The 25524-nt window shown below is 69.4% G+C and carries 26 protein-coding genes and 4 tRNA genes; 23 read left to right on the forward strand and 7 right to left on the reverse strand.

What is annotated here, in order from left to right; genetic code table 11:
- Positions 1–257: 257 nt before the first annotated feature.
- Entirely contained in the window at positions 258–746 is a 489-nt protein-coding gene (locus J3486_RS27435) for a YajQ family cyclic di-GMP-binding protein (protein WP_207824892.1), read from the reverse strand.
- Between the two features lie 224 nt (positions 747–970).
- Here J3486_RS27435 and J3486_RS27440 point away from each other — a divergent pair.
- Positions 971–1052 (forward strand) — tRNA-Tyr (locus tag J3486_RS27440).
- Between the two features lie 76 nt (positions 1053–1128).
- On the opposite strand, the gene J3486_RS27445 is transcribed toward J3486_RS27440, so the two are convergent.
- Positions 1129–1869: a nucleotidyltransferase domain-containing protein gene (locus J3486_RS27445; protein WP_207824894.1), complete on the reverse strand. Its 741-nt coding sequence runs from the start codon at positions 1867–1869 to the stop codon at positions 1129–1131.
- A 295-nt stretch (positions 1870–2164) separates the two neighbouring features.
- Here J3486_RS27445 and J3486_RS27450 point away from each other — a divergent pair, with 295 nt between their 5' ends.
- A complete protein-coding gene (locus tag J3486_RS27450) occupies positions 2165–2383 on the forward strand; it encodes a hypothetical protein (protein WP_207824896.1) in 219 nt (72 codons plus the stop codon).
- An 18-nt stretch (positions 2384–2401) separates the two neighbouring features.
- Here J3486_RS27450 and J3486_RS27455 read toward each other — a convergent pair whose 3' ends face one another.
- A complete protein-coding gene (locus J3486_RS27455) occupies positions 2402–3058 on the reverse strand; it encodes an SDR family oxidoreductase (protein WP_207824898.1) in 657 nt (218 codons plus the stop codon).
- Between J3486_RS27455 and J3486_RS27460 the strand changes: the two genes are divergently transcribed.
- Positions 3057–4268 carry a hypothetical protein gene (locus J3486_RS27460; protein WP_229378685.1) on the forward strand — a complete coding sequence of 404 codons (1212 nt, stop codon included), beginning with the start codon at positions 3057–3059 and terminating at the stop codon, positions 4266–4268. The two genes, J3486_RS27455 and J3486_RS27460, sit on opposite strands and share 2 nt — an antisense overlap.
- Positions 4269–4343: 75 nt before the next feature.
- Here J3486_RS27460 and J3486_RS27465 read toward each other — a convergent pair whose 3' ends face one another.
- The gene (locus J3486_RS27465; RefSeq protein ID WP_207824899.1) at positions 4344–5624 is read right to left on the reverse strand and encodes an amidohydrolase family protein; all 1281 of its coding nucleotides are present in this window, start codon (positions 5622–5624) and stop codon (positions 4344–4346) included.
- Between the two features lie 224 nt (positions 5625–5848).
- Here J3486_RS27465 and J3486_RS27470 point away from each other — a divergent pair.
- The 9 genes from J3486_RS27470 (at position 5849) to J3486_RS27510 (ending at position 11182) form a co-directional block, all read left to right on the forward strand.
- Positions 5849–5921 (forward strand) — tRNA-Thr (locus tag J3486_RS27470).
- A gap of 45 nt (positions 5922–5966) precedes the next feature.
- Positions 5967–6039 (forward strand) — tRNA-Met (locus tag J3486_RS27475).
- Positions 6040–6129: 90 nt separating this feature from the next.
- A complete protein-coding gene (gene rpmG, locus J3486_RS27480) occupies positions 6130–6294 on the forward strand; it encodes a 50S ribosomal protein L33 (RefSeq protein WP_003948671.1) in 165 nt (54 codons plus the stop codon).
- Between the two features lie 123 nt (positions 6295–6417).
- Positions 6418–6879, forward strand: coding sequence for a MaoC family dehydratase N-terminal domain-containing protein (locus tag J3486_RS27485; RefSeq protein WP_207824901.1), 462 nt, complete (start codon positions 6418–6420; stop codon positions 6877–6879).
- Between the two features lie 5 nt (positions 6880–6884).
- A complete protein-coding gene (locus tag J3486_RS27490; protein WP_207824905.1) occupies positions 6885–7313 on the forward strand; it encodes a MaoC family dehydratase in 429 nt (142 codons plus the stop codon).
- Between the two features lie 116 nt (positions 7314–7429).
- Positions 7430–7975: a TetR/AcrR family transcriptional regulator gene (locus tag J3486_RS27495; RefSeq protein ID WP_207824908.1), complete on the forward strand. Its 546-nt coding sequence runs from the start codon at positions 7430–7432 to the stop codon at positions 7973–7975.
- 96 nt (positions 7976–8071) lie between these two features.
- Entirely contained in the window at positions 8072–9514 is a 1443-nt protein-coding gene (locus tag J3486_RS27500) for a DHA2 family efflux MFS transporter permease subunit (protein WP_207824910.1), read from the forward strand.
- A 177-nt stretch (positions 9515–9691) separates the two neighbouring features.
- Entirely contained in the window at positions 9692–10072 is a 381-nt protein-coding gene (locus J3486_RS27505; protein ID WP_207824911.1) for a DUF3291 domain-containing protein, read from the forward strand.
- 54 nt (positions 10073–10126) lie between these two features.
- Entirely contained in the window at positions 10127–11182 is a 1056-nt protein-coding gene (locus J3486_RS27510) for a UDP-N-acetylmuramate dehydrogenase (protein WP_207824914.1), read from the forward strand.
- A gap of 18 nt (positions 11183–11200) precedes the next feature.
- On the opposite strand, the gene J3486_RS27515 is transcribed toward J3486_RS27510, so the two are convergent.
- A complete protein-coding gene (locus tag J3486_RS27515; RefSeq protein ID WP_207824916.1) occupies positions 11201–11833 on the reverse strand; it encodes an NAD(P)-dependent oxidoreductase in 633 nt (210 codons plus the stop codon).
- A 122-nt stretch (positions 11834–11955) separates the two neighbouring features.
- Here J3486_RS27515 and J3486_RS27520 point away from each other — a divergent pair, with 122 nt between their 5' ends.
- Entirely contained in the window at positions 11956–12591 is a 636-nt protein-coding gene (locus tag J3486_RS27520) for a TetR/AcrR family transcriptional regulator (RefSeq protein WP_207824918.1), read from the forward strand.
- A 3-nt stretch (positions 12592–12594) separates the two neighbouring features.
- Here J3486_RS27520 and J3486_RS27525 read toward each other — a convergent pair whose 3' ends face one another.
- Both J3486_RS27525 and J3486_RS27530 read right to left on the reverse strand, forming a co-directional pair.
- Positions 12595–13620: an adenosine deaminase gene (locus tag J3486_RS27525; RefSeq protein WP_207824920.1), complete on the reverse strand. Its 1026-nt coding sequence runs from the start codon at positions 13618–13620 to the stop codon at positions 12595–12597.
- Between the two features lie 145 nt (positions 13621–13765).
- Positions 13766–15004, reverse strand: coding sequence for a pyridoxal phosphate-dependent aminotransferase (locus J3486_RS27530; protein WP_207824922.1), 1239 nt, complete (start codon positions 15002–15004; stop codon positions 13766–13768).
- A gap of 202 nt (positions 15005–15206) precedes the next feature.
- Here J3486_RS27530 and J3486_RS27535 point away from each other — a divergent pair.
- From J3486_RS27535 to rpoB, 10 genes are all read left to right on the forward strand, one after another.
- Positions 15207–15279 (forward strand) — tRNA-Trp (locus J3486_RS27535).
- Between the two features lie 107 nt (positions 15280–15386).
- Complete coding sequence (gene secE / locus J3486_RS27540) at positions 15387–15686, forward strand: preprotein translocase subunit SecE (protein ID WP_207824924.1); 300 nt, start codon at positions 15387–15389, stop codon at positions 15684–15686.
- Positions 15687–15763: 77 nt separating this feature from the next.
- Positions 15764–16627: a transcription termination/antitermination protein NusG gene (gene nusG / locus J3486_RS27545; RefSeq protein ID WP_207824926.1), complete on the forward strand. Its 864-nt coding sequence runs from the start codon at positions 15764–15766 to the stop codon at positions 16625–16627.
- Positions 16628–17073: 446 nt separating this feature from the next.
- Entirely contained in the window at positions 17074–17508 is a 435-nt protein-coding gene (gene rplK, locus J3486_RS27550) for a 50S ribosomal protein L11 (protein WP_016645192.1), read from the forward strand.
- A gap of 83 nt (positions 17509–17591) precedes the next feature.
- Entirely contained in the window at positions 17592–18323 is a 732-nt protein-coding gene (rplA, locus tag J3486_RS27555; protein ID WP_207824928.1) for a 50S ribosomal protein L1, read from the forward strand.
- A 134-nt stretch (positions 18324–18457) separates the two neighbouring features.
- Positions 18458–19156, forward strand: a complete 699-nt coding sequence (locus tag J3486_RS27560) for a hypothetical protein (RefSeq protein ID WP_207824930.1) — start codon at positions 18458–18460, stop codon at positions 19154–19156.
- A 68-nt stretch (positions 19157–19224) separates the two neighbouring features.
- A complete protein-coding gene (locus tag J3486_RS27565; protein ID WP_207824932.1) occupies positions 19225–20166 on the forward strand; it encodes a hypothetical protein in 942 nt (313 codons plus the stop codon).
- A gap of 262 nt (positions 20167–20428) precedes the next feature.
- The gene (gene rplJ / locus J3486_RS27570) at positions 20429–20959 is read left to right on the forward strand and encodes a 50S ribosomal protein L10 (protein ID WP_207824934.1); all 531 of its coding nucleotides are present in this window, start codon (positions 20429–20431) and stop codon (positions 20957–20959) included.
- 110 nt (positions 20960–21069) lie between these two features.
- Positions 21070–21456 carry a 50S ribosomal protein L7/L12 gene (gene rplL / locus J3486_RS27575; RefSeq protein ID WP_207824936.1) on the forward strand — a complete coding sequence of 129 codons (387 nt, stop codon included), beginning with the start codon at positions 21070–21072 and terminating at the stop codon, positions 21454–21456.
- Between the two features lie 570 nt (positions 21457–22026).
- Positions 22027–25512: a DNA-directed RNA polymerase subunit beta gene (rpoB, locus tag J3486_RS27580; protein ID WP_207824938.1), complete on the forward strand. Its 3486-nt coding sequence runs from the start codon at positions 22027–22029 to the stop codon at positions 25510–25512.
- Positions 25513–25524: the final 12 nt, after the last annotated feature.

Genomic DNA, 25524 nt, shown 5'->3' on the forward strand with positions numbered 1-25524 from the left:
ACGCACGACGGAAGCGCCCGCCGGAAGGATGCCGCCCCCGGCACGCAAAAGGGCGGCACCCGTCGTCGTACGGATGCCGCCCTCGCCGCGCGCCAAGATCGCGACCGGACCGGACCGGACCGGACCGGACCGGACCGGACCCGGACCCGGACCCGGACCCGGGCGGACCAGGTCGGCCCGAGTGGGGCAGGGTCCGGCCTGATCGGCCCGAGTGGGGCAGGGACCGGACCTGATCGGTCCGACCCGCCGCCCGTGACCTACCGGTAGTTCACGAACTGAAGCGCGAACTCGAAGTCCTTGCCCTTCAGGAGCGTGATCACGGCCTGCAGGTCGTCCCGGCTCTTGGAGCTGACGCGCAGCTCGTCGCCCTGCACCTGCGCCTTGACGCCCTTCGGGCCCTCGTCGCGGATGGTCTTCGCGACCTTCTTGGCGTTCTCCTGGGAGATGCCCTCCTCGATGGAGGCGAAGATCTTGTACTCCTTGCCGGACAGCTGCGGCTCACCCGCGTCCAGCGACTTCAGCGAGATGCCGCGCTTGATCAGCTTGGACTGGAAGACGTCGAGGATGGCCGTGACCCGGTCCTCGGAGTTGGCCTCCATCAGGATCTTCTCGCCGGACCAGGAGATGGAGGCGCCGACGTTCTTGAAGTCGTAGCGCTGCGAGATTTCCTTGGCGGCCTGGTTGAGGGCGTTGTCGACCTCCTGCCGCTCGACCTTCGAGACGATGTCGAAACTGGAGTCGGCCATGTCCTGTGGCTCCTTGTATCGGGGTCGTGTCGCCCGGGAACCCGGTACTGATCGGGTCCCGGTCGGGTGCGCACCGGTGAGTTGCACCGAGTGCAAAGCCTAGCCACCGCCCGGCCCCTGCCCGCCGATCAATCGGGTGGCGAAGCACCCCCATCCATCGGGTATTGTTTACGTCGTTGCCAGCGAGCACCGCCGAAACGCGGAGCCCGAGGCAGCAAACCCAAGGCGGTGTGCCCGAGCGGCCAAAGGGAGCAGACTGTAAATCTGCCGGCTCAGCCTTCCCAGGTTCGAATCCTGGCGCCGCCACACTTGGGGTGAAGCCCCCTCCGGATTCCGGAGGGGGCTTCGTCGTGTTCGGGGGACAGGGCGCGGGCGGGGCGGCTCAGCGCACCTGTACGTACCCCTCCCGCAGCGGCCCCCCGACCAACTCCAGGACCTTCTCCGCGGCCGCGGCCAGCGGCTGCGGGTCGGCGCGCTCCGCCAGCGCCAGGTGGCCGTCGAGCAGGGCCGCGCCGAGGTCGGGGTCCGCGGCCAGGAGTCGGCGCGGGAGCCAGCGGCCGATGCCGGTCCAGGCGCCGTGGTGGGCGGTGAGCAGCAGGGACGCCTCGCGGAGCAGGAAGTCGGCGGTCGCGAGCTGCTCGTGGCGCTCGTCACGGGCGGTGTCGAGCAGGTCGTCCAGGAAACAGGTCGCCACATAGCGGCTGCGCTCCCACTGGGCCGAGGTGAGCGCGGGCGGGCCCGCTTCCAGGAGCGCGCGGGACCGGGCCCGTACGCGCGCGAGGTGGCCGTGCGGATCGTCGAGCACCAGGCCCTCGCCGTAGATGAACAGCATGGTGCCGCGGCGCTGCTCCCGTTCCGCTTCGAGGACGTCGGGGACGTCGCCGAGGGTGTGCAGGAACAGCTCCGCGAGGCGGCCCTCGTGACGAATCAGCTCGCGGCGGGTGGTGTCCGTGTCGGGCAGCAGGACCGCCAGGTCCAGATCGCTGGCGGCCCGTGCCCGCCCCCGCGCGGCCGAGCCGCCGAGCACGGCGCCCAGGGCGTCGGGGAAGCGCTCGACGAGGAGGCGGCGGGCCTGGGCGGGCAGATCGGGCGGGCTCTGCTGCGGCAGCGCGTGATCGTCCATGCGGTACGGGTCTACCGGGCGCCCGGCACCACCGTCCAGGGATTTCCGCCCGCTGCACGGCGCGCGCAGTGCGGGACTCAGGCCCCACTGGACGCCCGCCGCACAGGACATCGGCTGGCCCCACTGGACGCCCGCCGCACAGGACATCGCCGCCCTGGACGCCCACCGCACAGGACGCCCACCGCACAGGACGCCCACCGCACAGGGCACCCGCCCCCCGGAACCCCGCCGCACCGGCCCCCCCGTGAGAGGACCTCGCCGTGTGCCCGTGCCGGTCACGCAGCAGACTGAACCCATGCCGACCACAGCGCGCCGCAGAAACTGCCCCGAGTGCCGCCGCGAGATCGCCGTCGTGGCGGGCCGCTACGCCCGCCATGACCCGCCCGGCGCCCGCGACGCCGGCGAACTGGTCTCCTGCCCCGGATCGCGCCGCCCGGCCCAGCTCGGCGCCGTGATGGACACCCTCGACGGGTACGTCGTCCCACACGTACCGGGGCAGATGCCGCTGTTCTGAGCGGCGTCGAGGCCCGGGTCAGTTCCCGGCGATCGACTTCACGGCCACCGACACCGGCGCGGAACCGGAGACCAGCTCCAGGGTCAGCCCGGCCGTCGCGGGTGTGTCCAGGAGCTCGGCCAGGACCGCGGCCACGTCGTCGCGCGGCACGGCCCCGCGCCCGGTCGACGCCTCAAGCCGTACGAGGCCCTTGCCGGCGTCGTTCGTCAGCGACCCGGGGCGCAGGATCGTCCAGTCCAGTCCGCCACGCGCGCGTACGGCGTCGTCGGCCGCGCCCTTGGCCCGCAGATACACGTCGAAGACGTCGTCGCCGGGGTGCGCGGCGTCCGCGCCCATCGACGACACCACGACGTACCGGCGCACCCCGGCCCGCTCCGCCGCATCCGCGAACAGCACGGCGGCGTCCCGGTCCACGGTGTCCTTGCGGGCGGCCCCGCTGTCCGGGCCCGCGCCCGCCGCGAAGACGGCCGCGTCCGCACCCTGCAGATGGGCGGCGACCTCCTCCACGGACGCCGACTCCAAGTCGCACAGCACGGGCTCCGCACCGGCCTGACGCAGGTCGTCGCCCTGCTCCGCCCTGCGGATGATGCCCGCGACCTCGTCCCCGCGCGCGGCGAGCAACCGCTCCAGCCGCAGCGCGATCTGACCATGACCACCAGCGATGACAATGCGCATGTTTCCGACCGTACGCCCGGCTCGGACGGTTTACCGCACAACCATCTGGGCGGCTCGCGGGTCACTTGGATACCGCGGCACGTTCTCCGACGACCTCGCCGCGGACGACATCGGGGAGCACGTCATCAGCGTCATACGTAACACCACCCTCACCGCAGCGGGCTGCGCCGCCCTGCTGCTCGCCACCACCGCAGCCTGCGGCACCGTGGAGAACCTCACCGCGGCACAGAAGATCGACCGCGCGGCGGACAAGCTGGGGGAACGGACCTCCCTGTCCGTGGAGTTGGGCCTGGACGCGACCCCGTCGGCCCTCATGAAGCTCGCGGGCTCGGGCGAGGACGCCATGCCGCCGGAGGCGGCGAAGGCCCTCACCAAGTCCCGCATCACCCTCTCCGTGCGCTCCAAGAAGCCGCTCGCCGACTCCGGCGAGAAGGACATCGTCGGCGCGGGTCTGAAGGTGACCGGCCCGGACGGTGTCCTCGCCGAGTACCGGATGGTCGGCGACCACGCGTACTACCGCATGGACATGGACGCGTTCGCCGACTTCGCGGGCGTGCCCGCGCCCACCGACGACGAGCTGCCCAAGGGCAAGGACGGCGACGCGGTCAGGGACGTCCTCGACGGCAAGTGGGTCTCGTTCGACACGGCGGCCCTGGAGGAGAGCGCCGGGAAGAAGACCGGCAAGAAGCCGGACTCGGACTCGGTCGACGCCGCCACCCAGAAGAAGATCATGAAGGCGGTGCGCGGCGCGCTGGCGCACAACGTCACCTTCTCCGACAAGGGCAGCAAGGACGGCGTCGACCACGTCACCGCCAAGGCGCCCTTCCGTACGCTCCTGACGGACCTGTTCGACCGGCTGCGGCCGCTCGCCGACGAGCTGCCCGAAGGCGCCGAGTTCCCCACCTCCAAGGACCTGAAGGACGCGCCGAACAAGAAGGTCGCCGTCGACTTCGCCATCAAGGACGGGGCCCTGACCCGCGTCTCCCTGGACGCCGCCGCCCTCGCGGACGACGCCAAGGGCGTGAAGGCGCCGATCTACGTGAAGTTCGGCGAGGCGAGCGACATCAAGGCCCCGTCGGGCGCCACCGAGATCTCCCTGGACGACCTCCTGTCGGGCAGCGGCATGCTCGGCATGGGCGGCCCGGGGTTCACGGAGGACTCGGGCTCCTTCGAGTCGGGCTCCTTGGGCTCGCCGGACGAGGACTTCTGACGGTCCATCACCAATGCGTACGCGCGCGTGGTCGCCAAAGTGCGACCACGCGCGCGTAGTTGGGTTGCCCGAGCCCTAAGCCGGCCCGCCGCCCCCGTGCTTGGCCGCCCGCCCCTGGCGCGGCAGATCGAGCGCGACGGCGGCGGCCGAGTCGCAGTACTCCCGCACCGCACTGGTCCGCGCCACCACCCGCCCCCGGTGCACGACGATCCGGCTGTACGCGAGCGAGAGCGCCCCCGCGAGCCGGTCGCCCCGCACCGCGAGCAACTCCGCAGGGAAACCCGCCTCCAGGCGCACCTCGGGCAGCCCGAGCGCCGCCCGCGCCGCCGAGCTCACCGCCGCGTACGCGTCCTCGGGGCGCAGCCCGTACCGCGAGGCGAGCAGATACGCGGCCTCCAGCGGATCGCCGCGGCCCACCGGGTTCGACACGTCCCGCAGCGCCCCGCTGCCCGCGGCCACCCGCACCCCGGCCGCCCGCAGCAGCCGCACCGGCGCGACCCCGCGCGCGTCCACCCCCGCGCACCCGCCCTGCGGCAGGCACGCCACGGCCACCCCGGCCGCCGCGAGCCCGTCGACGGCCCGCCGCGCCGCCTCGCCGGGCAGCCGCGCGAGCCCGCCGAGCGGGCCGACGACGACGCCTGTGCGCACCCCGCCCGCGGCCGCCGCGAGCCGCCCGAGCCGCGCCGGATCGGCCCCGTCCGTGTGCAGGTCGACCGGGCAGCCGTGCTCGGCCGCGACCTCCAGGACCGCCTCCACGTAGCCGATCGGGTCGGGGTCCAGGTCCGGGCAGCCGCCGACCGCGGAGGCGCCCATCTTCACGGCGTCCCGCAGCATCGCGAGGCCGTTGGCCCCCGCGGCCCCGGTGAGCAGCCGGGGCATCGCCACCGTCCGCAGGTCCGCGAGCCCCACCAGTGAGCGCCGCGCCTGCAGCACGGCCTCCAGTGAGCCGAGCCCCTCCATCTCGCCGATCCGCACATGGGAGCGGACCGCGGTGGCCCCGTGCCCGAGTTGGAGCAGGGTGGCCTCGGTGGCCCGGCGCTGGACCTCCTCGGGGTCGTAGGAGACCGGCCCGTCGCCGTCCGCCGACAGTGCCGTGTCGCCGTGCGCGTGCGGCTCCACCGGGGCGGGCAGCAGGAGATAGCCGCTCAGGTCCACGCGTGCGCCGTTCCCGGTGAGGCTGCCGGCCGTGCCGACCGCCTCGATGCGCCCGCCGCCGAGGCGTACGTCCACGGTCCTGCCGTCGGTGAGCCGGGCTCCGCACAGCAGCAGCCCGGTGTTGTCGGGGGAGTCGTCGGACGAGCCGGAGGGGCCGGGGGAGCCGGGCGAGGGAGGTTGCGGCGGCGGACTGTCGGTCATCGGGCTCCAGAGGCTCGGACGCGGATCTCGGGAACAAGATCACTCAGAACGGGTCGAGCCTAGGGCGGTGGCCGGTGCGCTTCGGGGAGCGACGCAATAGTCGTACTGATGGGGTCCCAGGGGCGGTTGAGGCACCCGGGAAGGGGCCCGGCCATGCCCGGTGAGCGGGTCGGCGAAACGGATTTGGGCGATCGGCGCGCAACCGTGTAATGTCTTCCTCGCTCGCCCCAATAGCTCAGTCGGTAGAGCGTCTCCATGGTAAGGAGAAGGTCTGCGGTTCGATTCCGCATTGGGGCTCTGGTGTGAAGATCCCTCACCTCCGGGTGAGGGTGATCGCATCAAAGCGGTGTAGCTCAGTCGGTAGAGCAAGCGGCTCATAATCGCTGTGTCACCGGTTCAAGTCCGGTCACCGCTACTGACAGTAGCCGATTGTGGGGTCGGTCCTTCGATCGGCTACTCTTTTATGCGTTAATCCAGTCCCATCCGTTCGTCAAGGAGCACTCACGTGGCTGCCACCGACGTCCGCCCGAAGATCACGCTGGCCTGCGTGGAGTGCAAGGAGCGGAACTACATCACCAAGAAGAACCGGCGTAACAACCCGGACCGACTGGAGATGAAGAAGCACTGCCCGCGTTGCAACGCGCACACCGCGCACCGCGAGACGCGATAAATCAGGCTCGTACACGAGGCCGTCCCCGTCAGGGGGCGGCCTCGTGTCGTTGAAAGCCCCGTTTTCCGCAGTTTCCAGGAAGACCCCAGGAACACCACCAGGAACTCAGGAGGTGCCGAGTCCATGGCGCTCGACCAGTCCTTCGTGGGGCGGAGCTACCCGCCCACCGCCCCGTACGAGGTCGGCCGGGAGAAGATCCGCGAGTTCGCGGAGGCTGTGGGGGACACCAACCCCGCTTATGTCGACCGTGAGGCCGCGCGGAAACTCGGGCACTCCGATGTGATCGCCCCGCCGACCTTTGTGTTTGCCATCACATTCAAGGCCGCGGGTGAGGTCGTCCACGACCCCGAGCTCGGGCTCGACTACAGCCGGGTCGTGCACGGTGACCAGAAGTTCGCCTACACGCGTCCGGTGCGCGCCGGGGATCAACTCTCCGTGACGTCCACCATCGAGGGCATCAAGTCGCTCGCGGGCAACGACATCCTCGATGTCCGTGGCGAGGTGCACGACCAGAACGGTGAGCACGTCGTGACCGCCTGGACGAAGCTCGTCTCGCGCGCCGCGGACACCGGGGAAGGGGCCTGATCGCCATGGCGACCACCATCAAGTTCGACGAGGTCGAGGTCGGCACCGAGCTGCCGGCCCAGACGTTCTCCGTGACGCGCGCCACGCTCGTCCAGTACGCGGGCGCCTCCGGCGACTTCAACCCGATCCACTGGAACGAGAAGTTCGCGGTCGAGGTCGGTCTGCCGGACGTCATCGCGCACGGCATGTTCACCATGGCCGAGGCGATCCGCGTCGTCACCGACTGGACCGGCGACCCGGCCGCCGTCGTCGAGTACGGCGTCCGCTTCACCAAGCCGGTCGTCGTCCCGAACGACGACAAGGGCGCCGAGGTCGAGGTCAGCGCCAAGGTCGCGGCCAAGCTCGACGACAACCGGGTCCGCGTCGACCTGACCGCCATGAGCGCGGGCCAGAAGGTCCTCGGGATGTCGCGGGCGGTCGTCCAGCTGGTCTGACCGCTGCTCATGTAGCTGTGTGTAAGGGGCGCCCGCCTGAGTGGGCGCCCCTTACGTGTGTCCTTGCGCACAGGCAGGGGTTGACGAAGATAGTGATTGGCCACTAACTTCATCACATGGTCAGGATGAGTGCGGAGGAGCGGCGCGAGAGCGTCATCCGTGCGGCGATCGCCGAGTTCGCCCGGGGTGGGTACCACGGGACCTCGACCGAAGCGATCGCCAAGCGGGTGGGTGTCTCGCAGCCCTATCTCTTCCGGCTCTTCCCGGGGAAGCAGGCGATCTTCCTGGCCGCGGCCCGGCGCTGCTGCGCGAACATCACCGAGGTGTTCCGCAAGGCGGCCGAGGGCGTCGCGCCCGAGGAGGTCGAGGCGGTGCTGGGGGGCGCGTATCTGTCCCTGATCGCCGACGACCCGGACATGCTGCTCATGCAGATGCAGATCTACGTGGCCGTGGCCGCCGCGGAGGCGGCCGGTGACCCGGAGTTCGGCGAGGAACTGCGCGGGGCGTGGACGGAGATGTACGACACGGTGCTGCTCGCCATGAGTGCCGACGCCGATCAGACGACCCGGTTCCTCTCCTACGGGATGCTGATCAACGTCCTGGTGTCGATGGGCTTCCCGCCCGGTCACCGGGTCTGGACCGGCTGCGACGAGATGCACTGAGCACCTGTGTGCGCGGGCCGCATTTTTGTGGCCAGGAAAGTTAGTCATCAATAACTAACCAAAGCGGCAAGCAACCAAGGATCTCCAGGGGGAACGATGTCCCAGCGAACAGAACCGACAGCGTCACGCGGGGGAGCCGTCTGGGCCCTCGTCATCACCAGCGTCGCCGGATTCATGGCGGCCCTGGACAACCTCGTCGTCACCACGGCCCTGCCGTCCATCCGCCAGGACCTCGGCGGGGCCCTCGACGACCTGGAGTGGACGGTCAGCGCCTACACGCTCACCTTCGCCGTCCTGTTGATGTTCGGCGCCGCGCTCGGCGACCGGTTCGGGCGGCGCCGGCTCTTCCTGGTCGGCGTCACCATCTTCACCGGCGCCTCGGCGGCTGCCGCGATGTCCACCGGGATCGATGCCCTGATCGCCGCCCGCGCGGTGCAGGGTGTCGGCGGGGCGATCATGATGCCGCTGACCCTGACCCTGCTCAGCGCCGCCGTCCCGGCCGCCAAGCGCGGCATGGCGTTCGGCATCTGGGGCGCGGCCAACGGGCTCGCGGTCGCCTCCGGGCCGCTCATCGGCGGCACTCTCACCGAGCACGTGTCCTGGCACTGGATCTTCTGGCTGAACGTCCCGGTCGGCCTCGCCCTCCTGCCGCTCGCCCGGCTGCGCCTCAAGGAGTCGTACGGCACCGGCGCCCCGCTCGACATCACCGGCACCCTGCTCGCCAGCGGCGGACTGTTCGGCATCGTGTACGGGCTGGTGCGCGCGCCCATCGTCGGCTGGAGCGACCCCGTCGTCCTGGTCGGACTGTTCGCTGGTGCGGCCCTGCTCGCCGGGTTCGTCCAGCACGGCATCCGCGGCAAGAACCCCATGCTCCCCATGCGGCTCTTCCGTTCGCGTGCCTTCGCCGGGATCAACGCCGCGAGCATGCTGATGTTCCTCGGCATGTTCGGCTCGATCTTCCTCCTCAGCCAGTTCCTCCAGGGTGTGCTCGGCTACTCGCCCACCGAGGCGGGGCTGCGGATGCTGCCCTGGACCGGGATGCCGATGCTGGTCGCGCCGATCGCCGGGTACCTATCCGACCGGATCAGCGGGCGCACCATCGCCGCCACCGGGCTCTTCCTCCAGGCGCTCGGGCTCGCCTGGTTCGCCGTCGTGGTCTCCGCCGACGTCTCGTACGCGGCCCAGTTGCCGGCCTTGATCGTCAGCGGCGTCGGCATGGCGCTCTACTTCGCCCCGGCCTCCAACCTGGTCATGGGCAGCGTCAGGCCACAGGAGCAGGGGATCGCCTCCGGCTCCAACAACGCGCTGCGCGAGGTGGGCGGCGCGCTGGGCATCGCGATCATGTCGTCGATCTTCTCGGCGCAGGGCGGCTACGACTCCGCGCAGCACTTCGTGGACGGCATCCGTCCCGCCCTGTGGGTGGGCGCCGCCCTGGTGGCCGTGGCGGGCGCGGCGGCCCTGGCGATCCCGGGGATGCGCCGCGGCACTACGGACGTAGTGCGGGACGCCGAGTCCGAGCCGGTCCTCGAGAACGCCTGAGAACGCCTGAGAACGCCTGAACACCTGAGAACGCCTGGGGAAGCCCGCAGAGAGCGCCCGGGAACGACCACAAAGAACGCCCGGGAACACCCGCAAAGAAGGCCCGAGAAGGCCCGCACCCATCCACGTAGTCGCCGTAGTCGCCCTAGTCGCCCTTCTGCCCTAAGGGAGCACGTCATGCCGACCCTGCCCTGGACCACACCGGCCACCCCGCCCGCCGGCGCCGAGGTGCACGTCTTCGCCTCCCGCTTCGAGACCCGCACCCTGTGGGGCGCGCTCAGGTTCTTCCTCCGTACGCCCACGATCTGGCGCCAGGTGGGGCGCGCGCCCGGCGCCTACGGGGCCACCTTGAGGGCGGCGCCCTTCCGGCGCACCTTCTGGACGCTGTCCGCCTGGGAGTCGCCCCGGGCGCTGAAGGACTTCGCGGCCTCCGCACCGCACGGGCCGATGGCGGCGGGCCTGCGCGGCGCCATGAAGGACGCGAGGTTCGTCTCCTGGAAGGCGGCCGCCGAGGACCTTCCGCTCGACTGGGAGGACGCGCTCGGGCGCCTCGCGTGAGGCACGGCGACGGCCCCGCCCGGACGGCGGGGCCGTTCTCGTACCCTGGAGCGCGTGCAGGAACTCCACGACGCCCCTCTCGCCCCCCTGACCACCTTCCGGCTCGGCGGGCCCGCCACCCGGCTGATCACCGCGACCACCGACGCCGAGGTGATCGAAGCGGTGCGCGAGGCCGACGCCACCGGCACCCCGCTGCTGATCGTCGGCGGCGGCAGCAACCTCGTCATCGGCGACAAGGGTTTCGCGGGCACGGCTCTGCGCATCGCCACCCGAGGCGTCGAACTCGACGGCACGAAGCTGGAACTGGCGGCCGGCGAGGTGTGGACCGACGCCGTCGCGCGCACCGTCGAGGCGGGGCTCGCGGGCATCGAGTGCCTCGCCGGGATCCCCGGCTCGGCCGGCGCGACGCCGATCCAGAACGTCGGCGCGTACGGCCAGGAGGTCTCCTCGACGATCACCGAGGTGATCGCCTACGACCGCGAGGCGGGCGAGACCGTCACGATTCCGAACGCGGAGTGCGCCTTCTCGTACCGCCACAGCCGCTTCAAGGCCGACCCCGACCGCTATGTGGTGCTGCGGGTGCGGTTCGAGCTGGAGGACGCGGGCGGTCTGAGCGCGCCGATCAAGTACCCCGAGACCGCGCGCTCCCTCGGCGTCGAGGCCGGCGACCGGGTGCCCGCGACCGTCGCCCGCCAGACCGTCCTGAAGCTGCGCGCGGGCAAGGGCATGGTGCTCGACCCGGAGGACCACGACACGTGGTCGGCGGGCTCGTTCTTCACCAACCCGATCCTCACGGACGCCGAGTTCGCGGCCTTCCACGCGCGCGTGGCCGAGCGTCTGGGGCCCGACACGAAGGCGCCCGCGTTCCCCGCGGGGGAGGGGCTGACGAAGACCTCCGCGGCCTGGCTGATCGACAAGGCGGGCTTCACCAAGGGCTACGGCACCGGGCCCGCCCGCATCTCCACCAAGCACACCCTCGCCCTCACCAACCGCGGCGAGGCCACCACCGAGGACCTCCTCGCGCTCGCCCGTGAGGTCGTCGCCGGGGTCCGCGAGGCGTTCGGCGTGACGCTCGTCAACGAGCCGGTGACGGTCGGCGTCAGCCTCTGAGCCCCGGCGCCCCGGGCCTCAGTAGGCCACCCCGACCCCCTGCTTGACCGTCGCGGGGTCGTCCACCATCGCCAGCATCGCGTGCGCCACGTCCGCGCGGGAGATGAAGCGGCCCGAGCGCGGGAAGCCGCCCACCACCTTCCGGTACGAGCCGGTGAGCGGCTTGTCCTGGAGGCGGGGCGGACGCACCGACGTCCAGTCGGTCGCGCTGTTCGCCAGCTCCGCCTCCATGGCGGTCAGATCGACGTAGACGGGCTTCAGGGCCGCCCCGACCAGCCCCATCATCAGCCGGTCGGCCAGCGGGGAGTCGGCCGGCTGCGGCCCCACCGGGCCCGCGCTCACGACCAGCAGCCGGCGGGTGCCCTCCGCCTCCATGGCCCGCAGGACCGCCTGCGTGAGCCGTGTCGCGACGCCGGCGTCCGAGCGCTTGCGGGCGCCGAGCCCGGAGAGCACCGCGTCGCGCCCCGCGACCGCGGGCCGCAGCGCCTCGGGGTCGGTCAGGTCGGCGCGGAAGACCTCCAGACGCTCGCCGGTCACGGTGAACCGCGCGGGGTCGCGCACCACCGCCGTCACTTCGTGCCCGGCGTCCAGGGCCTGCTGGACGATCTCCTGTCCGATGCCGCCCGTCGCGCCGAAAACCGTGAGCTTCATGGCGTACCTCCAGGTGCACAGCATGAGGATGCGAATAAGGTGGGTGAGTATTTACTCACCTTTGCTCACCCTTAGAGTGAGTGAGTACTCACCCTCGCGTCAAGGTTGGTTGGAGCCCGCACATGGATCGCACGGCCCAGCAGTCGGCCCGGAAGCCGGCCCGCGTCCGCATCGTCGACGCGGCGCACGAGCTCATGCTGAGCATCGGTCTCGCCCGCACCACCACCAAGGCGATCGCCAAGGCGGCGGGCTGCTCCGAGGCGGCGCTCTACAAATACTTCGCCAACAAGGAAGAACTCTTCGTGACGGTGCTCCAGGAGCGCCTGCCGAAGCTGGGCTCCCTGCTGGAGCGCCTCCTCACGGAGGGCGTGGGCAACCCCGGCCGCACGGTCGAGGAGAACCTCACGGACATCGCCCGCGAAGCGGCGCTCTTCTACGACCAGACGTTCCCGATCGCCGCCTCCTTGTACGCCGACCCCCAGCTCAAGCGGCGCCACGACGACGTGCTGCGCGAGATGGGCATGGGCCCGCACAAGCCCATCGAGGGCCTGGACGCCTACCTGAGGGCCGAACAGAAGGCGGGCCGCATCGGCGCGGCGGCCGACACGTACGCGGCCGCCTGCCTCCTCCTGGGTGCCTGCGCGCAGCGCTCCTTCGCGTACGACATGTCCCCGGACCGCGAACCCCCGCAGCCGCTGGACGAGTTCGCGACGGGCCTCGCCCGCACCCTGCTCAACGGGCTCGCGGCCCGCGGCTGAACCTCAGGCGGCCAGCCACTCCTCCACCCCGCTCAGCAGCTTCTCCCTGACGTCCTCCGGGGCCGCGGAGCCGCGCACCGACTGCCGTGCCAGCTCGGCGAGTTCGGCGTCCGTGAAGGCGTGGTGGCGGCGCGCGATCTCGTACTGGGCGGCAAGGCGCGAGCCGAACAGCAGCGGGTCGTCGGCGCCGAGCGCCATCGGCACCCCCGCCTCGAAGAGCGTGCGCAGCGGGACGTCCTCGGGCTTCTCGTAGACGCCGAGCGCCACGTTGGACGCCGGGCACACCTCGCAGGTGACCCCGGCGTCGGCGAGCCGCTTCAGCAGCCGCGGGTCCTCGGCGGCCCGCACACCGTGCCCGATCCGGGTGGCGTCGAGGTCGTCGAGGCAGTCGCGCACCGAGGAGGGGCCGGTCAGCTCCCCGCCGTGCGGCGCGGAGAGCAGTCCGCCCTCGCGCGCGATGGCGAAGGCCCGGTCGAAGTCCCGCGCCATACCGCGCCGTTCGTCGTTGGAGAGCCCGAAACCGACGACGCCCCGGTCCCCGTACCGCACCGCGAGCCGCGCCAGCGTACGGGCGTCCAGCGGGTGCTTCATCCGGTTCGCGGCGACCAGCACCCGCATCCCGAGCCCGGTCTCCCGCGAGGCGCTCTCCACGGCGTCCAGGATGATCTCCAGGGCCGGGATGAGCCCGCCCAGCCGCGGCGCGTACGACGTCGGGTCGACCTGGATCTCCAGCCACCCGGACCCGTCCGCGATGTCCTCCTCCGCGGCCTCCCGCACCAGCCGCTGGATGTCCTCGGGCTCCCGCAGACAGGCCCGCGCGGCGTCGTAGAGCCGCTGGAAGCGGAACCAGCCCCGCTCGTCCGTGGCCCGCAGCTTCGGTGGCTCGGCCCCGGTCAGCGCCTCGGGCAGCCGTACCCCGTACTTGTCGGCCAGTTCCAGCAGCGTGCTGGGTCGCATCGACCCGGTGAAGTGCAGATGCAGGTGGGCCTTCGGCAACTGACGCACATCGCGTCCGACTACGCGCTCCATCCCAAGATCCTGCCGTACGCACCAGGGGTCCCGGTAGCGCCTTTCCACCTTCGAGCGCTTGCCCGAACGAAGAAACGGGCCGCCTCCGTAAGGAAGCGGCCCGTTCAGGCCCGTTCAGGAACGAACGACTACCTGGTCACGCGGTTCAGTCCTGCGCCTCGGCCAGCAGCTTCTGCATGCGGGAGACACCCTCGACCAGGTCCTCGTCACCCAGGGCGTACGAAAGACGCAGGTAGCCCGGCGTACCGAACGCCTCACCGGGAACCACGGCGACCTCGGCCTCCTCCAGGATGAGCGCGGCGAGCTCGACGCTGGTCTGCGGGCGCTTGCCGCGGATCTCCTTGCCGATGAGCCCCTTCACGGACGGGTACGCGTAGAAGGCGCCCTCCGGCTCCGGGCAGACGACGCCGTCGATCTCGTTCAGCATCCGCACGATCGTCTGACGACGGCGGTCGAAGGCCTTCTTCATCTCCTCGACGGCGGTCAGATCGCCGGAGACGGCGGCGAGCGCGGCCGCCTGCGCCACGTTCGAGACGTTCGACGTGGCGTGCGACTGCAGGTTCGTCGCGGCCTTCACGACGTCCTTCGGGCCGATGATCCACCCCACGCGCCAGCCGGTCATCGCGTACGTCTTCGCCACACCGTTGACCACGATGCACTTGTCGCGCAGCTCCGGGAGGATCGCGGGCAGCGACGTGAACTGCGCGTCCCCGTAGACGAGGTGCTCGTAGATCTCGTCCGTCATGACCCACAGGCCGTGCTCGACGGCCCAGCGGCCGATCGCCTCGGCGTCGGCCTCGCTGTACACGGCACCCGTCGGGTTCGACGGCGACACGAAGAGCACGACCTTCGTACGCTCGGTGCGCGCGGCCTCCAGCTGCTCCACGGAGACGCGGTAACCGGTCGTCTCGTCGGCCACCACCGGCACCGGGACACCGCCGGCGAGACGGATCGACTCCGGGTACGTCGTCCAGTACGGGGCCGGGACGATGACCTCGTCGCCCGGGTCGAGGATCGCGGCGAACGCCTCGTAGATGGCCTGCTTGCCGCCGTTGGTCACCAGGATCTGCGACGCGTCGACCTCGTAGCCGGAGTCGCGCAGCGTCTTGGCGGCGATCGCGGCCTTCAGCTCCGGCAGACCGCCGGCCGGCGTGTAGCGGTGGAACTTCGGGTTCTTGCAGGCCTCGACGGCCGCCTCGACCACATAGTCGGGCGTCGGGAAGTCGGGCTCACCGGCGCCGAAGCCGATCACCGGACGTCCGGCGGCCTTGAGGGCCTTGGCCTTGGCGTCGACGGCGAGGGTGGCGGACTCGGAGATGGAGCCGATGCGTGCGGAGACCCGACGCTCGGTGGGAGACGTGGACGAAGGAGTTGCAGCGCTCATAACCCCATCGTTCCAGACCCGAAACCCGCCCGGCACACGGGTTTCCAAGACCATCGGATCCCCGACTGATCAACTTGCGGACGCTGTTCGTTCGACGGGGGGCCGCGGAGCACGTACACTCACTGCTCGTTGGCCTTCACCGGCCGCTCCTTTCGACCGCACTCCGTGCAGCCGGGCGGATGCGGTACGTTGGGGGAAACAAAGGGTCGTAGCTCAATTGGTAGAGCACTGGTCTCCAAAACCAGCGGTTGGGGGTTCAAGTCCCTCCGGCCCTGCTACACACTCCTTCGCCAGGATGTGTGCGCATGTACGTACTGCATTGCACCGCCGTGCGGCTCAACCGGGCGCGGCACGGCCACGACCCGGAATCAGGTGAGGACGAGTGACGGACGCCGTGGGCTCCATCGACATGCCTGATGCCGAGGATGAAGCGCTCGAGTCCAAGAAGGACCAGAAGGAGCGCAAGAAGAAGGGCGGCAAGCGCGGCAAGAAGGGCCCCTTCGGCCGTCTCGCGCTCTTCTACCGGCAGATCATCGCAGAGCTGCGCAAGGTCGTCTGGCCGACGCGCGGCCAGCTCTCGACGTACACCACGGTCGTGATCGTGTTCGTCGTCATCATGATCGGTCTGGTCACCGTGATTGACTATGGGTTCAGCCACCTCGTCAAGTACGTCTTCGGCTGAGCCGAAATGCGGAGGGCGCCTGTCCGGCGCCCCTTTCGCGTGTTCCACCCCCATGTATCCAGGAAGAAGCAGCCACAGTGTCTGACCCGAACCTGAACGAGGCGATCGAGCCGGTCGAGTCCGCTGAGGACGAGCTCGACATCGTCGAGGCGGCGGACGCCGAGGAGCCGGACCAGGCCGAGGCTGCCGACATCGCCGCCGGTGAGCCCGCCGAAGAGGCCGCCCTCGAGATCGAGGACGCCGACAGCGAGACCGACGTCGACGACGCCGAGGACGAGACCGTCGAGGCCGTCATCGAGGAGCTCGAGGAGGAGCGCGAGCAGGTCGACCCGATCGCCGCTCTCCGCGACGAGCTGCGCGGCCTGCCCGGCGAGTGGTACGTCATCCACACCTACGCGGGCTACGAGAAGCGCGTGAAGGCGAACCTGGAGCAGCGTGCCGTCTCGCTCAACGTCGAGGACTTCATCTACCAGGCCGAGGTCCCCGAGGAAGAGATCGTCCAGATCAAGAACGGCGAGCGCAAGAACGTCCGGCAGAACAAGCTGCCCGGCTACGTGCTCGTCCGCATGGACCTGACGAACGAGTCCTGGGGCGTTGTCCGCAACACCCCCGGCGTCACCGGCTTCGTGGGCAACGCCTACGACCCGTACCCGCTGACCCTGGACGAGATCGTCAAGATGCTCGCCCCGGAGGCCGAGGAGAAGGCCGCCCGCGAGGCCGCCGAGGCCGAGGGCAAGCCGGCTCCGGCCCGCAAGGTCACCGTCGAGGTCCTGGACTTCGAGGTGGGCGACTCGGTCACCGTCACCGACGGCCCGTTCGCCACGCTGCAGGCCACGATCAACGAGATCAACGCCGACTCGAAGAAGGTCAAGGGCCTCGTCGAGATCTTCGGCCGCGAGACCCCGGTCGAGCTCAGCTTCGACCAGATCCAGAAGAACTGATCGCAGCCCTTTCCTGTCATCTTCGGCAAGCGCCCCCGGAGACCTTTTCGGTCTCTCCGCGGGGCGCTTGCCGCGTGTCGGGCTCCTTGTCGGCCTGCGCCTTCGGCGGCCGCGGTGCGGGGGTCACGGGGCGGACGCCCCCCGGAAGGCGTCCCTGGCGGGGCGTGCGGGCGGCGTGCGGGCCTTCCTGGCGGCCGGCGCGTTCCCCGCGGTGACGGGGTGGCCCGGGCTTGCGCCGGTGCCGTACGTGCCGCACCGCGGCAGGGCTGCGCGCAAGGCCGTGGACAAGGCCGCTGACCAGCCCTGATGCATTCGATTTCGGAACTGGTGGGGCTACCCGTTATCGTTGTGCGGTATGCCTCCATCCGGATGATCTGGACGATCATCGATCATCATTGATCGGGATGGCGGCTGAACACTCTCACTAAGACCCGGAGAGAGAGCACATGCCTCCCAAGAAGAAGAAGGTCACGGGGCTCATCAAGCTCCAGATCCAGGCCGGCGCTGCCAACCCGGCTCCGCCGGTCGGCCCCGCGCTGGGCCAGCACGGCGTGAACATCATGGAGTTCTGCAAGGCCTACAACGCCGCGACCGAGTCGCAGCGCGGTTGGGTCATCCCGGTGGAGATCACGGTCTACGAGGACCGTTCCTTCACCTTCATCACCAAGACCCCGCCGGCCGCGAAGATGATCCTCAAGGCCGCTGGTGTCGAGAAGGGCTCGGGCGAGCCGCACAAGACCAAGGTCGCCAAGATCACCGAGGCGCAGGTCCGCGAGATCGCCACGACCAAGATGCCCGACCTCAACGCCAATGACCTGGACGCCGCGTCCAAGATCATCGCCGGCACCGCCCGTTCCATGGGCATCACGGTCGAGGGCTGACCTCACCCCCGTAGTAAGCAGAACACCGTGGCAGGGCCTGCTCGGCCCGGACCACGACTCCTCAGACATACACAGGAGCAGTAGTGAGCAAGCGCAGCAAGACTCTCCGCGCTGCGGACGCCAAGGTCGACCGGGACAAGCTCTACGCCCCGCTCGAGGCCGTCCGTCTCGCCAAGGAGACCTCCTCGACGAAGTTCGACGGCACCGTCGAGGTCGCCTTCCGCCTGGGCGTTGACCCGCGCAAGGCCGACCAGATGGTCCGTGGCACCGTGAACCTCCCGCACGGCACCGGTAAGACCGCCCGGGTCCTGGTCTTCGCGACCGGTGACCGTGCTGCGGCCGCGGAGGCCGCGGGCGCCGACATCGTCGGCTCCGACGAGCTCATCGACGAGATCTCCAAGGGCAACCGCCTGAACGAGTTCGACGCCGTTGTCGCCACCCCGGACCTCATGGGCAAGGTCGGCCGCCTGGGCCGCGTGCTCGGTCCCCGTGGCCTGATGCCGAACCCGAAGACCGGCACCGTGACCCCGGACGTGGCCAAGGCCGTGAACGAGATCAAGGGCGGCAAGATCGAGTTCCGCGTCGACAAGCACTCGAACCTGCACTTCATCATCGGCAAGGTGTCCTTCGACGACACCAAGCTGGTGGAGAACTACGGTGCGGCCCTCGACGAGATCCTTCGTCTGAAGCCGTCCGCCGCCAAGGGTCGCTACATCAAGAAGGCCGCCATCGCCACCACGATGGGCCCCGGCGTTCCGGTCGACCCGAACCGCACCCGCAACCTCCTCGTCGAGGAGGACCCGGCCGCGGTCTGAGTTCTCTCCAGAACTCGCTGAAGTCGGCTACGGGCCCCGCGTCTCCTTCGGGAGAGGCGGGGCCCGTTCCTCGTTTCCGGCCCTCCTCAGAATGCGGCTGCGCTAGCGTCGCGCTCATCGAGCCGGGGGAGCGGATGAAGCACGGACGGATCGCGGCGCTGGCCGCCGTGGGCGCGCTCCTGGCGGGCTGCGCAGGGGCGAAGGGGCCGGGCGCCGACGACGCCGTCGACGCGCTCCGTCAGGCCCGCCAGAAGGTCGCCGCGGCCGGCTCGGCGCACATCGAGGCCACGATGCACAACGGAAGCCGTCTCTCCTCCCGCAGCTCCGGCGCCCTCGGCTGGTCCGACGGCATCAGGGGCACCCTGACGACGCGGATCACCGGCGGCAGGCTGGCGGCAGACACCCGGGAGCTGGGCGGCGACCCGTCCCAGACGCGCTATCTGCCAGACGCCTACTACACCCGGATGACGGACGAGTTCGCCGGTCTCCAGGACGGCAAGCACTGGATCCGGTACCCGTACGACAGCAGCAGCGACCTCACTCCGGCGGACGCCCTCAAGGCGCTCGGGGCCATGCGGGACGTGCACGAGGCGGGGCGGGCGACCGTGGGTGGCATCGAAACGACCCGCTACCAGGGCACTTCCGGAAGGCAGCATGTGGAGGTGTGGATCGACGCCCGCCACCTCATGGTCCAACGCGTCTATCGCGAGGGCGAGTTCACCACCACCGCCCGCTACAGCGACTACGGCGCCCCCGCCCGGGCCGAGCGGCCGCCCGCGCACGACACCGTCAACTTCGACACGGTGACCGAGGCGGCGGCGGGCTCCGGCTGAACCGGACGGCTGTCCGACGCGTCCGATACGGTGCGATCAGTACACACGTTCCAAGGGGTGGGTTCGAGATGACTGCTGTCGTACGACGCACGGTCGGCGCCGCCGCCGCGACCGCACTGCTGTGCACGGGAGCCGTGGCGTGCGGCGGGGGAGCGGGCGACCGGAGCGCCGGCGCCTCCGCGTCCACGGCGGACCGCCCGTCGTCCCAGGTCACCCGGGCCCTCACCGCCGCGTACGAGAAGACCGCGAAGGCCGGGTCCGCCAGGGTCTCGCTGACCATGAAGAGCCCGTCCGCGCTCGGCGGCGGCACCATGAAGATGTCCGGCACCATGGGCTGGAACCCGACGGTCATGGATATGACGATGACCGGCTCCACGTTCAAGGCCGCCGAACCGGACGCCCCCGACGCGGTCCGCATGATCTGGCAGGACGACGTGATGTACGTCGACGGGGGAGCGGCCGCCGCCCAGGAGATGGACGGCAAGCGCTGGATGAAGCTGGATCTCGGCGCCCTCGCCGAGCAGTCCGGCAGCGAGCAGCTCACGCGGCAGATGACCGGAAGCCTGGACAGCATGAACCAGGACCCGGCGCAGCAGATCGCCGTCCTGCTCGACTCGCCCAACCTGAAGCACCTGGGCTCCGCCACCCTCGACGGCGTACGGACGGAGCACTACAAGGGGCGGCTGACGGTCGAGGAGATGATGAAGTCGAACGACTCCTTGAAGGTCCTCACCGAGTCCGAGCGCGCCCGGCTCCTCAAGAACGTCAAGAAGGCCGGCATCAAGGACTACGACACCGAGCTGTGGGTCGACAAGGACGACCTGCCGGTCCGGATGGACGTCACCATGGACAGCGCGCAGGGCGCCGTCGAGATGTCGGAGAAGTTCTCGGACTACGGGGCCGCGGTGAAGGCCGACGTGCCGCCCGCGAGCCAGACCTTCGACCTCATGAAGATGCTCGGCACGCTCGGTGCCGGAGGTGTCGGTGGCACCGGCAGGGGCGACGTCTGAGCGGATTTGCTTGACGTGTGTCCTTTCGCGTAGCCTTCCGGAGAAGCCAAAGACCGCTGGTCGTTGCCGTGCGCTCGTAAGAGGGTTCGGTGGCCGAAGGATCCGCTGTACTGCGGACGACCCGCGCAGGTGATTGTGGAAGTGCTCCTGGAGTCCTCGTGATTCCGGTCGAGCTCACGCCCCGAGCGCCTGCGCCGGGGCGTTTCGTTTTCCCAGCCTCCTTGCGAGCGGTCCTCATCACCCGGAAGGAGGCCGACGCTCTATGCCGACGCCCGACAAGGCTGCCGCGGTAGCCGAGCTCACGGACAAGTTCCGCAGCTCGAACGCCGCCGTGCTGACCGAGTACCGGGGTCTCACCGTGGCCCAGCTCAAGACGCTGCGCCGTTCGCTCGGTGAGAACTCCGAGTACGCCGTGGTGAAGAACACGCTGACCAAGATCGCGGCCAACGAGGCCGGGATCACCTCGCTCGACGACCTGTTCAACGGTCCGACGGCGGTTGCCTTCGTCACCGGTGACCCGGTGGAGTCGGCGAAGGGTCTTCGTGACTTCGCCAAGGACAACCCCAACCTCGTCATCAAGGGCGGTGTCCTTGACGGCAAGGCGCTGTCCGCCGACGAGATCAAGAAGCTTGCGGACCTCGAGTCCCGCGAGGTTCTGCTCTCCAAGCTGGCAGGTGCCTTCAAGGGCAAGCAGTCCCAGGCTGCTCAGCTCTTCCAGGCGCTTCCCTCGAAGCTCGTCCGCACCGTGGACGCTCTTCGCGCCAAGCAGGACGAGCAGGGCGGTGCCGAGTAACTCGGCTCGCACCTTGACCGCCGCCTGAGGCGACGGTCGAAGCGGGCCGTCAGTACGCCCGCCTACATGGACAACCGGCACCAGCCGATTTAGTGGAAGGATCGCCCATCATGGCGAAGCTCAGCCAGGAAGACCTGCTCGCCCAGTTCGAGGAGATGACCCTCATCGAGCTCTCCGAGTTCGTGAAGGCCTTCGAGGAGAAGTTCGACGTCACCGCCGCCGCGGCCGTCGCCGTTGCCGCCGGTCCGGCCCAGGGTGGCGGCGACGCCGCTGCCGCTGAGGAGCAGGACGAGTTCGACGTCATCCTCACGGGCGCCGGCGAGAAGAAGATCCAGGTCATCAAGGTCGTGCGTGAGCTGACCTCCCTGGGTCTGAAGGAGGCCAAGGACCTCGTCGACGGCACCCCGAAGCCGGTCCTCGAGAAGGTCGCCAAGGACGCCGCGGAGAAGGCCGCCGAGGCCCTCAAGGGCGCCGGCGCCTCCGTCGAGGTCAAGTAAGACCTCTTCGAGTCTGTCGACTCTTCCTCGGTGAAACTGCTCCCTCGGGAGCTGTAACGCTGACGTACCGAAGGGCGATCACCCAACTGGGTGGTCGCCCTTCGGCGTTGTCTGGCTCGCAGGCCGAGGGTGCCTTGCACTGTCGGTCGCGCAGAGTATGGTGATCTTCGTTGTGCCTGGCGCCACCCCTGTTCGGCCAAGAGGGGGCCTTGACGAACAGCACGCAGCGCGCAATTCTCAGGACGCGTCGTCACAACGATCCGGATCCGAGGCATGGATCGACGGCGAAGAGGGCAGTAAGAGTGTGCGCTCAGCGCACAGGGCATGCCGCAGACGGTGAACGGTTGAGAACAACGAGGGTCTCAAAAAACCCGCACTGGACATCAGTGGGCCTTCTGGCTACACTGTCCCTTTGCGCTGCCTGTTAGCTGCTCCCTGCCCGTCACCAGGGGCATGCCCTCGCTTGAGCACAGTAGATCAAATCGGCCCTGACCTGGGCTTTTTGGTCGCTCTGCATGGCTTGGGACCGGTACGCGCGTAGTGAGTCCGAGCCCTCGGAAGGACCCCCTCTTGGCCGCCTCGCGCAACGCCTCGACCGCGAATACGAACAACGGCGCAAGCACCGCCCCGCTGCGCATCTCCTTTGCAAAGATCAAGGAGCCCCTCGAGGTTCCGAACCTGCTCGCGCTGCAGACCGAGAGCTTTGACTGGCTGCTCGGCAACACCGCCTGGCAGAGTCGGGTCGAGGCGGCTCTGGAGTCGGGCCAGGACGTCCCCACGAAGTCGGGTCTGGAGGAGATCTTCGAGGAGATCTCCCCGATCGAGGACTTCTCCGGGTCGATGTCCCTGACGTTCCGCGATCACCGCTTCGAGCCTCCGAAGAACTCGATCGACGAGTGCAAGGAGCGCGACTTCACGTACGCCGCCCCGCTCTTCGTCACCGCCGAGTTCACCAACAACGAGACCGGCGAGATCAAGTCTCAGACGGTCTTCATGGGCGACTTCCCGCTCATGACGAACAAGGGCACCTTCGTCATCAACGGCACCGAGCGTGTCGTGGTGTCGCAGCTCGTCCGTTCGCCCGGTGTCTACTTCGACTCCTCCATCGACAAGACGTCCGACAAGGACATCTTCTCCGCCAAGATCATCCCGTCCCGGGGTGCCTGGCTGGAGATGGAGATCGACAAGCGCGACATGGTCGGTGTGCGCATCGACCGCAAGCGCAAGCAGTCCGTCACCGTCCTGCTCAAGGCTCTCGGTTGGACGACCGAGCAGATCCTGGAGGAGTTCGGCGAGTACGAGTCCATGCGCGCCACCCTGGAGAAGGACCACACCCAGGGCCAGGACGACGCGCTGCTCGACATCTACCGCAAGCTGCGTCCGGGCGAGCCCCCCACGCGTGAGGCCGCGCAGACGCTGCTCGAGAACCTCTACTTCAACCCGAAGCGCTACGACCTCGCGAAGGTCGGCCGCTACAAGGTGAACAAGAAGCTCGGCGCCGACGAGCCGCTGGACGCCGGCGTGCTCACCACCGACGACGTCATCGCGACCATCAAGTACCTGGTCAAGCTGCACGCCGGTGAGACCGAGACGGTCGCCGAGTCGGGTCGTTCGATCATCGTTGAGACCGACGACATCGACCACTTCGGCAACCGCCGTATCCGTAACGTCGGTGAGCTCATCCAGAACCAGGTCCGTACGGGTCTCGCCCGTATGGAGCGCGTCGTGCGCGAGCGCATGACCACCCAGGACGTCGAGGCGATCACGCCGCAGACCCTGATCAACATCCGCCCCGTGGTGGCGTCGATCAAGGAGTTCTTCGGTACGTCGCAGCTGTCCCAGTTCATGGACCAGAACAACCCGCTGTCGGGGCTGACGCACAAGCGTCGTCTGAACGCCCTCGGCCCGGGTGGTCTCTCCCGTGAGCGGGCCGGCTTCGAGGTCCGAGACGTGCACCCGTCCCACTACGGCCGCATGTGCCCCATCGAGACCCCTGAAGGCCCGAACATCGGTCTGATCGGTTCGCTCGCCTCGTACGGACGGATCAACCCGTTCGGTTTCATCGAGACGCCGTACCGCAAGGTCGTCGAGGGTGTCGTCTCCGACGACGTCGACTACCTGACCGCCGATGAAGAGGACCGCTTCGTCATCGCGCAGGCCAACGCGCCGCTCAACGACGAGTTCCAGTTCGTCGAGAACCGCGTGCTGGTCCGCCGTCGTGGCGGCGAGGTCGACTACGTGCCCGGCACGGACGTCGACTACATGGACGTCTCGCCGCGCCAGATGGTGTCGGTCGCGACCGCCATGATCCCGTTCCTCGAGCACGACGACGCCAACCGTGCCCTCATGGGCGCGAACATGATGCGTCAGGCCGTGCCGCTGATTAAGTCCGAGGCGCCGCTCGTCGGCACCGGCATGGAGTACCGCTGCGCCACCGACGCCGGCGACGTGCTCAAGGCCGAGAAGGACGGTGTGGTCCAGGAGGTCTCCGCGGACTACATCACCATCACGAACGACGACGGCACGTACACCACGTACCGCCTGTCGAAGTTCTCCCGCTCCAACCAGGGCACTTCTGTCAACCAGAAGGTCGTCGTGGACGAGGGTCAGCGGATCATCGCCGGGCAGGTCCTGGCCGACGGTCCCGCGACCGAAGAGGGCGAGATGGCCCTCGGCAAGAACCTGCTCGTGGCCTTCATGCCGTGGGAGGGTCACAACTACGAGGACGCGATCATCCTGTCGCAGCGCCTCGTGCAGGACGACGTCCTCTCCTCGATCCACATCGAGGAGCACGAGGTCGACGCCCGTGACACCAAGCTCGGCCCCGAGGAGATCACCCGGGACATCCCGAACGTCTCCGAGGAGGTCCTCGCCGACCTCGACGAGCGCGGCATCATCCGCATCGGTGCGGACGTCGTCGCCGGCGACATCCTCGTCGGCAAGGTCACGCCCAAGGGCGAGACCGAGCTGACGCCGGAGGAGCGCCTGCTGCGCGCCATCTTCGGTGAGAAGGCCCGCGAGGTCCGTGACACCTCCCTGAAGGTGCCGCACGGCGAGATCGGCAAGGTCATCGGCGTTCGCGTCTTCGACCGTGAGGAAGGCGACGAGCTTCCGCCCGGCGTCAACCAGCTCGTGCGGGTCTACGTGGCCCAGAAGCGCAAGATCACCGACGGTGACAAGCTCGCCGGCCGCCACGGCAACAAGGGTGTCATCTCCAAGATCAACCCGATCGAGGACATGCCCTTCCTCGAGGACGGCACCCCGGTCGACATCATCCTCAACCCGCTGGGTGTCCCGTCCCGAATGAACCCGGGACAGGTCCTGGAGATCCACCTCGGCTGGCTCGCCAGCCAGGGCTGGGACGTCTCCGGCCTCGGCGACGAGTGGGCCAAGCGCCTCCAGGCGATCGGTGCCGACGACGTCCAGCCGCGTACGAACGTCGCGACCCCGGTCTTCGACGGTGCGCGTGAGGACGAGCTCGCGGGTCTGCTGGAGAACGCCCGGCCGAACCGCGACGGCGACCGCATGGTCCTCCCGTCCGGCAAGGCGCGGCTGTTCGACGGCCGCTCCGGTGAGCCGTTCCCGGACCCGATCTCGGTCGGGTACATGTACATCCTCAAGCTCCACCACCTGGTCGACGACAAGCTGCACGCCCGCTCGACCGGTCCGTACTCGATGATCACCCAGCAGCCGCTGGGTGGTAAGGCCCAGTTCGGTGGCCAGCGCTTCGGTGAGATGGAGGTGTGGGCGCTTGAGGCATACGGCGCCGCGTACGCCCTCCAGGAGCTGCTGACCATCAAGTCCGACGACGTCACCGGCCGCGTGAAGGTCTACGAGGCCATCGTCAAGGGCGAGAACATCCCCGAGCCCGGCATTCCCGAGTCCTTCAAGGTGCTCATCAAGGAAATGCAGTCCCTGTGCCTCAACGTGGAGGTGCTGTCCTCGGACGGCATGTCCATCGAGATGCGCGACACCGACGAGGACGTCTTCCGCGCGGCGGAGGAGCTCGGCATCGACCTGTCCCGGCGCGAGCCGAGCAGCGTCGAAGAGGTCTGACGGGAGTCGTCG

The organism is Streptomyces sp. VRA16 Mangrove soil (genome assembly GCF_017377775.1).
In the GTDB taxonomy this organism is placed as follows: Bacteria; Actinomycetota; Actinomycetes; order Streptomycetales; family Streptomycetaceae; genus Streptomyces.

What these genes read in the sequence shown, in the direction of transcription:
- J3486_RS27565 (WP_207824932.1), top strand. Translation starts at nt 19,225, where the DNA reads ATGACTGCTGTCGTACGACGCACGGTCGGCGCCGCCGCCGCGACCGCA.
- J3486_RS27445 (WP_207824894.1), bottom strand. Translation starts at nt 1,869, where the DNA reads ATGGACGATCACGCGCTGCCGCAGCAGAGCCCGCCCGATCTGCCCGCC.
- J3486_RS27525 (WP_207824920.1), bottom strand. Translation starts at nt 13,620, where the DNA reads ATGGAGCGCGTAGTCGGACGCGATGTGCGTCAGTTGCCGAAGGCCCAC.
- J3486_RS27455 (WP_207824898.1), bottom strand. Translation starts at nt 3,058, where the DNA reads ATGCGCATTGTCATCGCTGGTGGTCATGGTCAGATCGCGCTGCGGCTG.
- J3486_RS27500 (WP_207824910.1), top strand. Translation starts at nt 8,072, where the DNA reads ATGTCCCAGCGAACAGAACCGACAGCGTCACGCGGGGGAGCCGTCTGG.
- J3486_RS27450 (WP_207824896.1), top strand. Translation starts at nt 2,165, where the DNA reads ATGCCGACCACAGCGCGCCGCAGAAACTGCCCCGAGTGCCGCCGCGAG.
- J3486_RS27485 (WP_207824901.1), top strand. Translation starts at nt 6,418, where the DNA reads ATGGCGCTCGACCAGTCCTTCGTGGGGCGGAGCTACCCGCCCACCGCC.
- J3486_RS27530 (WP_207824922.1), bottom strand. Translation starts at nt 15,004, where the DNA reads ATGAGCGCTGCAACTCCTTCGTCCACGTCTCCCACCGAGCGTCGGGTC.
- rplK (WP_016645192.1), top strand. Translation starts at nt 17,074, where the DNA reads ATGCCTCCCAAGAAGAAGAAGGTCACGGGGCTCATCAAGCTCCAGATC.
- rplL (WP_207824936.1), top strand. Translation starts at nt 21,070, where the DNA reads ATGGCGAAGCTCAGCCAGGAAGACCTGCTCGCCCAGTTCGAGGAGATG.
- rplJ (WP_207824934.1), top strand. Translation starts at nt 20,429, where the DNA reads ATGCCGACGCCCGACAAGGCTGCCGCGGTAGCCGAGCTCACGGACAAG.
- J3486_RS27505 (WP_207824911.1), top strand. Translation starts at nt 9,692, where the DNA reads ATGCCGACCCTGCCCTGGACCACACCGGCCACCCCGCCCGCCGGCGCC.
- J3486_RS27465 (WP_207824899.1), bottom strand. Translation starts at nt 5,624, where the DNA reads ATGACCGACAGTCCGCCGCCGCAACCTCCCTCGCCCGGCTCCCCCGGC.
- J3486_RS27435 (WP_207824892.1), bottom strand. Translation starts at nt 746, where the DNA reads ATGGCCGACTCCAGTTTCGACATCGTCTCGAAGGTCGAGCGGCAGGAG.
- J3486_RS27515 (WP_207824916.1), bottom strand. Translation starts at nt 11,833, where the DNA reads ATGAAGCTCACGGTTTTCGGCGCGACGGGCGGCATCGGACAGGAGATC.
- J3486_RS27460 (WP_229378685.1), top strand. Translation starts at nt 3,057, where the DNA reads ATGTTTCCGACCGTACGCCCGGCTCGGACGGTTTACCGCACAACCATC.
- J3486_RS27495 (WP_207824908.1), top strand. Translation starts at nt 7,430, where the DNA reads ATGGTCAGGATGAGTGCGGAGGAGCGGCGCGAGAGCGTCATCCGTGCG.
- J3486_RS27520 (WP_207824918.1), top strand. Translation starts at nt 11,956, where the DNA reads ATGGATCGCACGGCCCAGCAGTCGGCCCGGAAGCCGGCCCGCGTCCGC.
- J3486_RS27490 (WP_207824905.1), top strand. Translation starts at nt 6,885, where the DNA reads ATGGCGACCACCATCAAGTTCGACGAGGTCGAGGTCGGCACCGAGCTG.
- J3486_RS27560 (WP_207824930.1), top strand. Translation starts at nt 18,458, where the DNA reads ATGAAGCACGGACGGATCGCGGCGCTGGCCGCCGTGGGCGCGCTCCTG.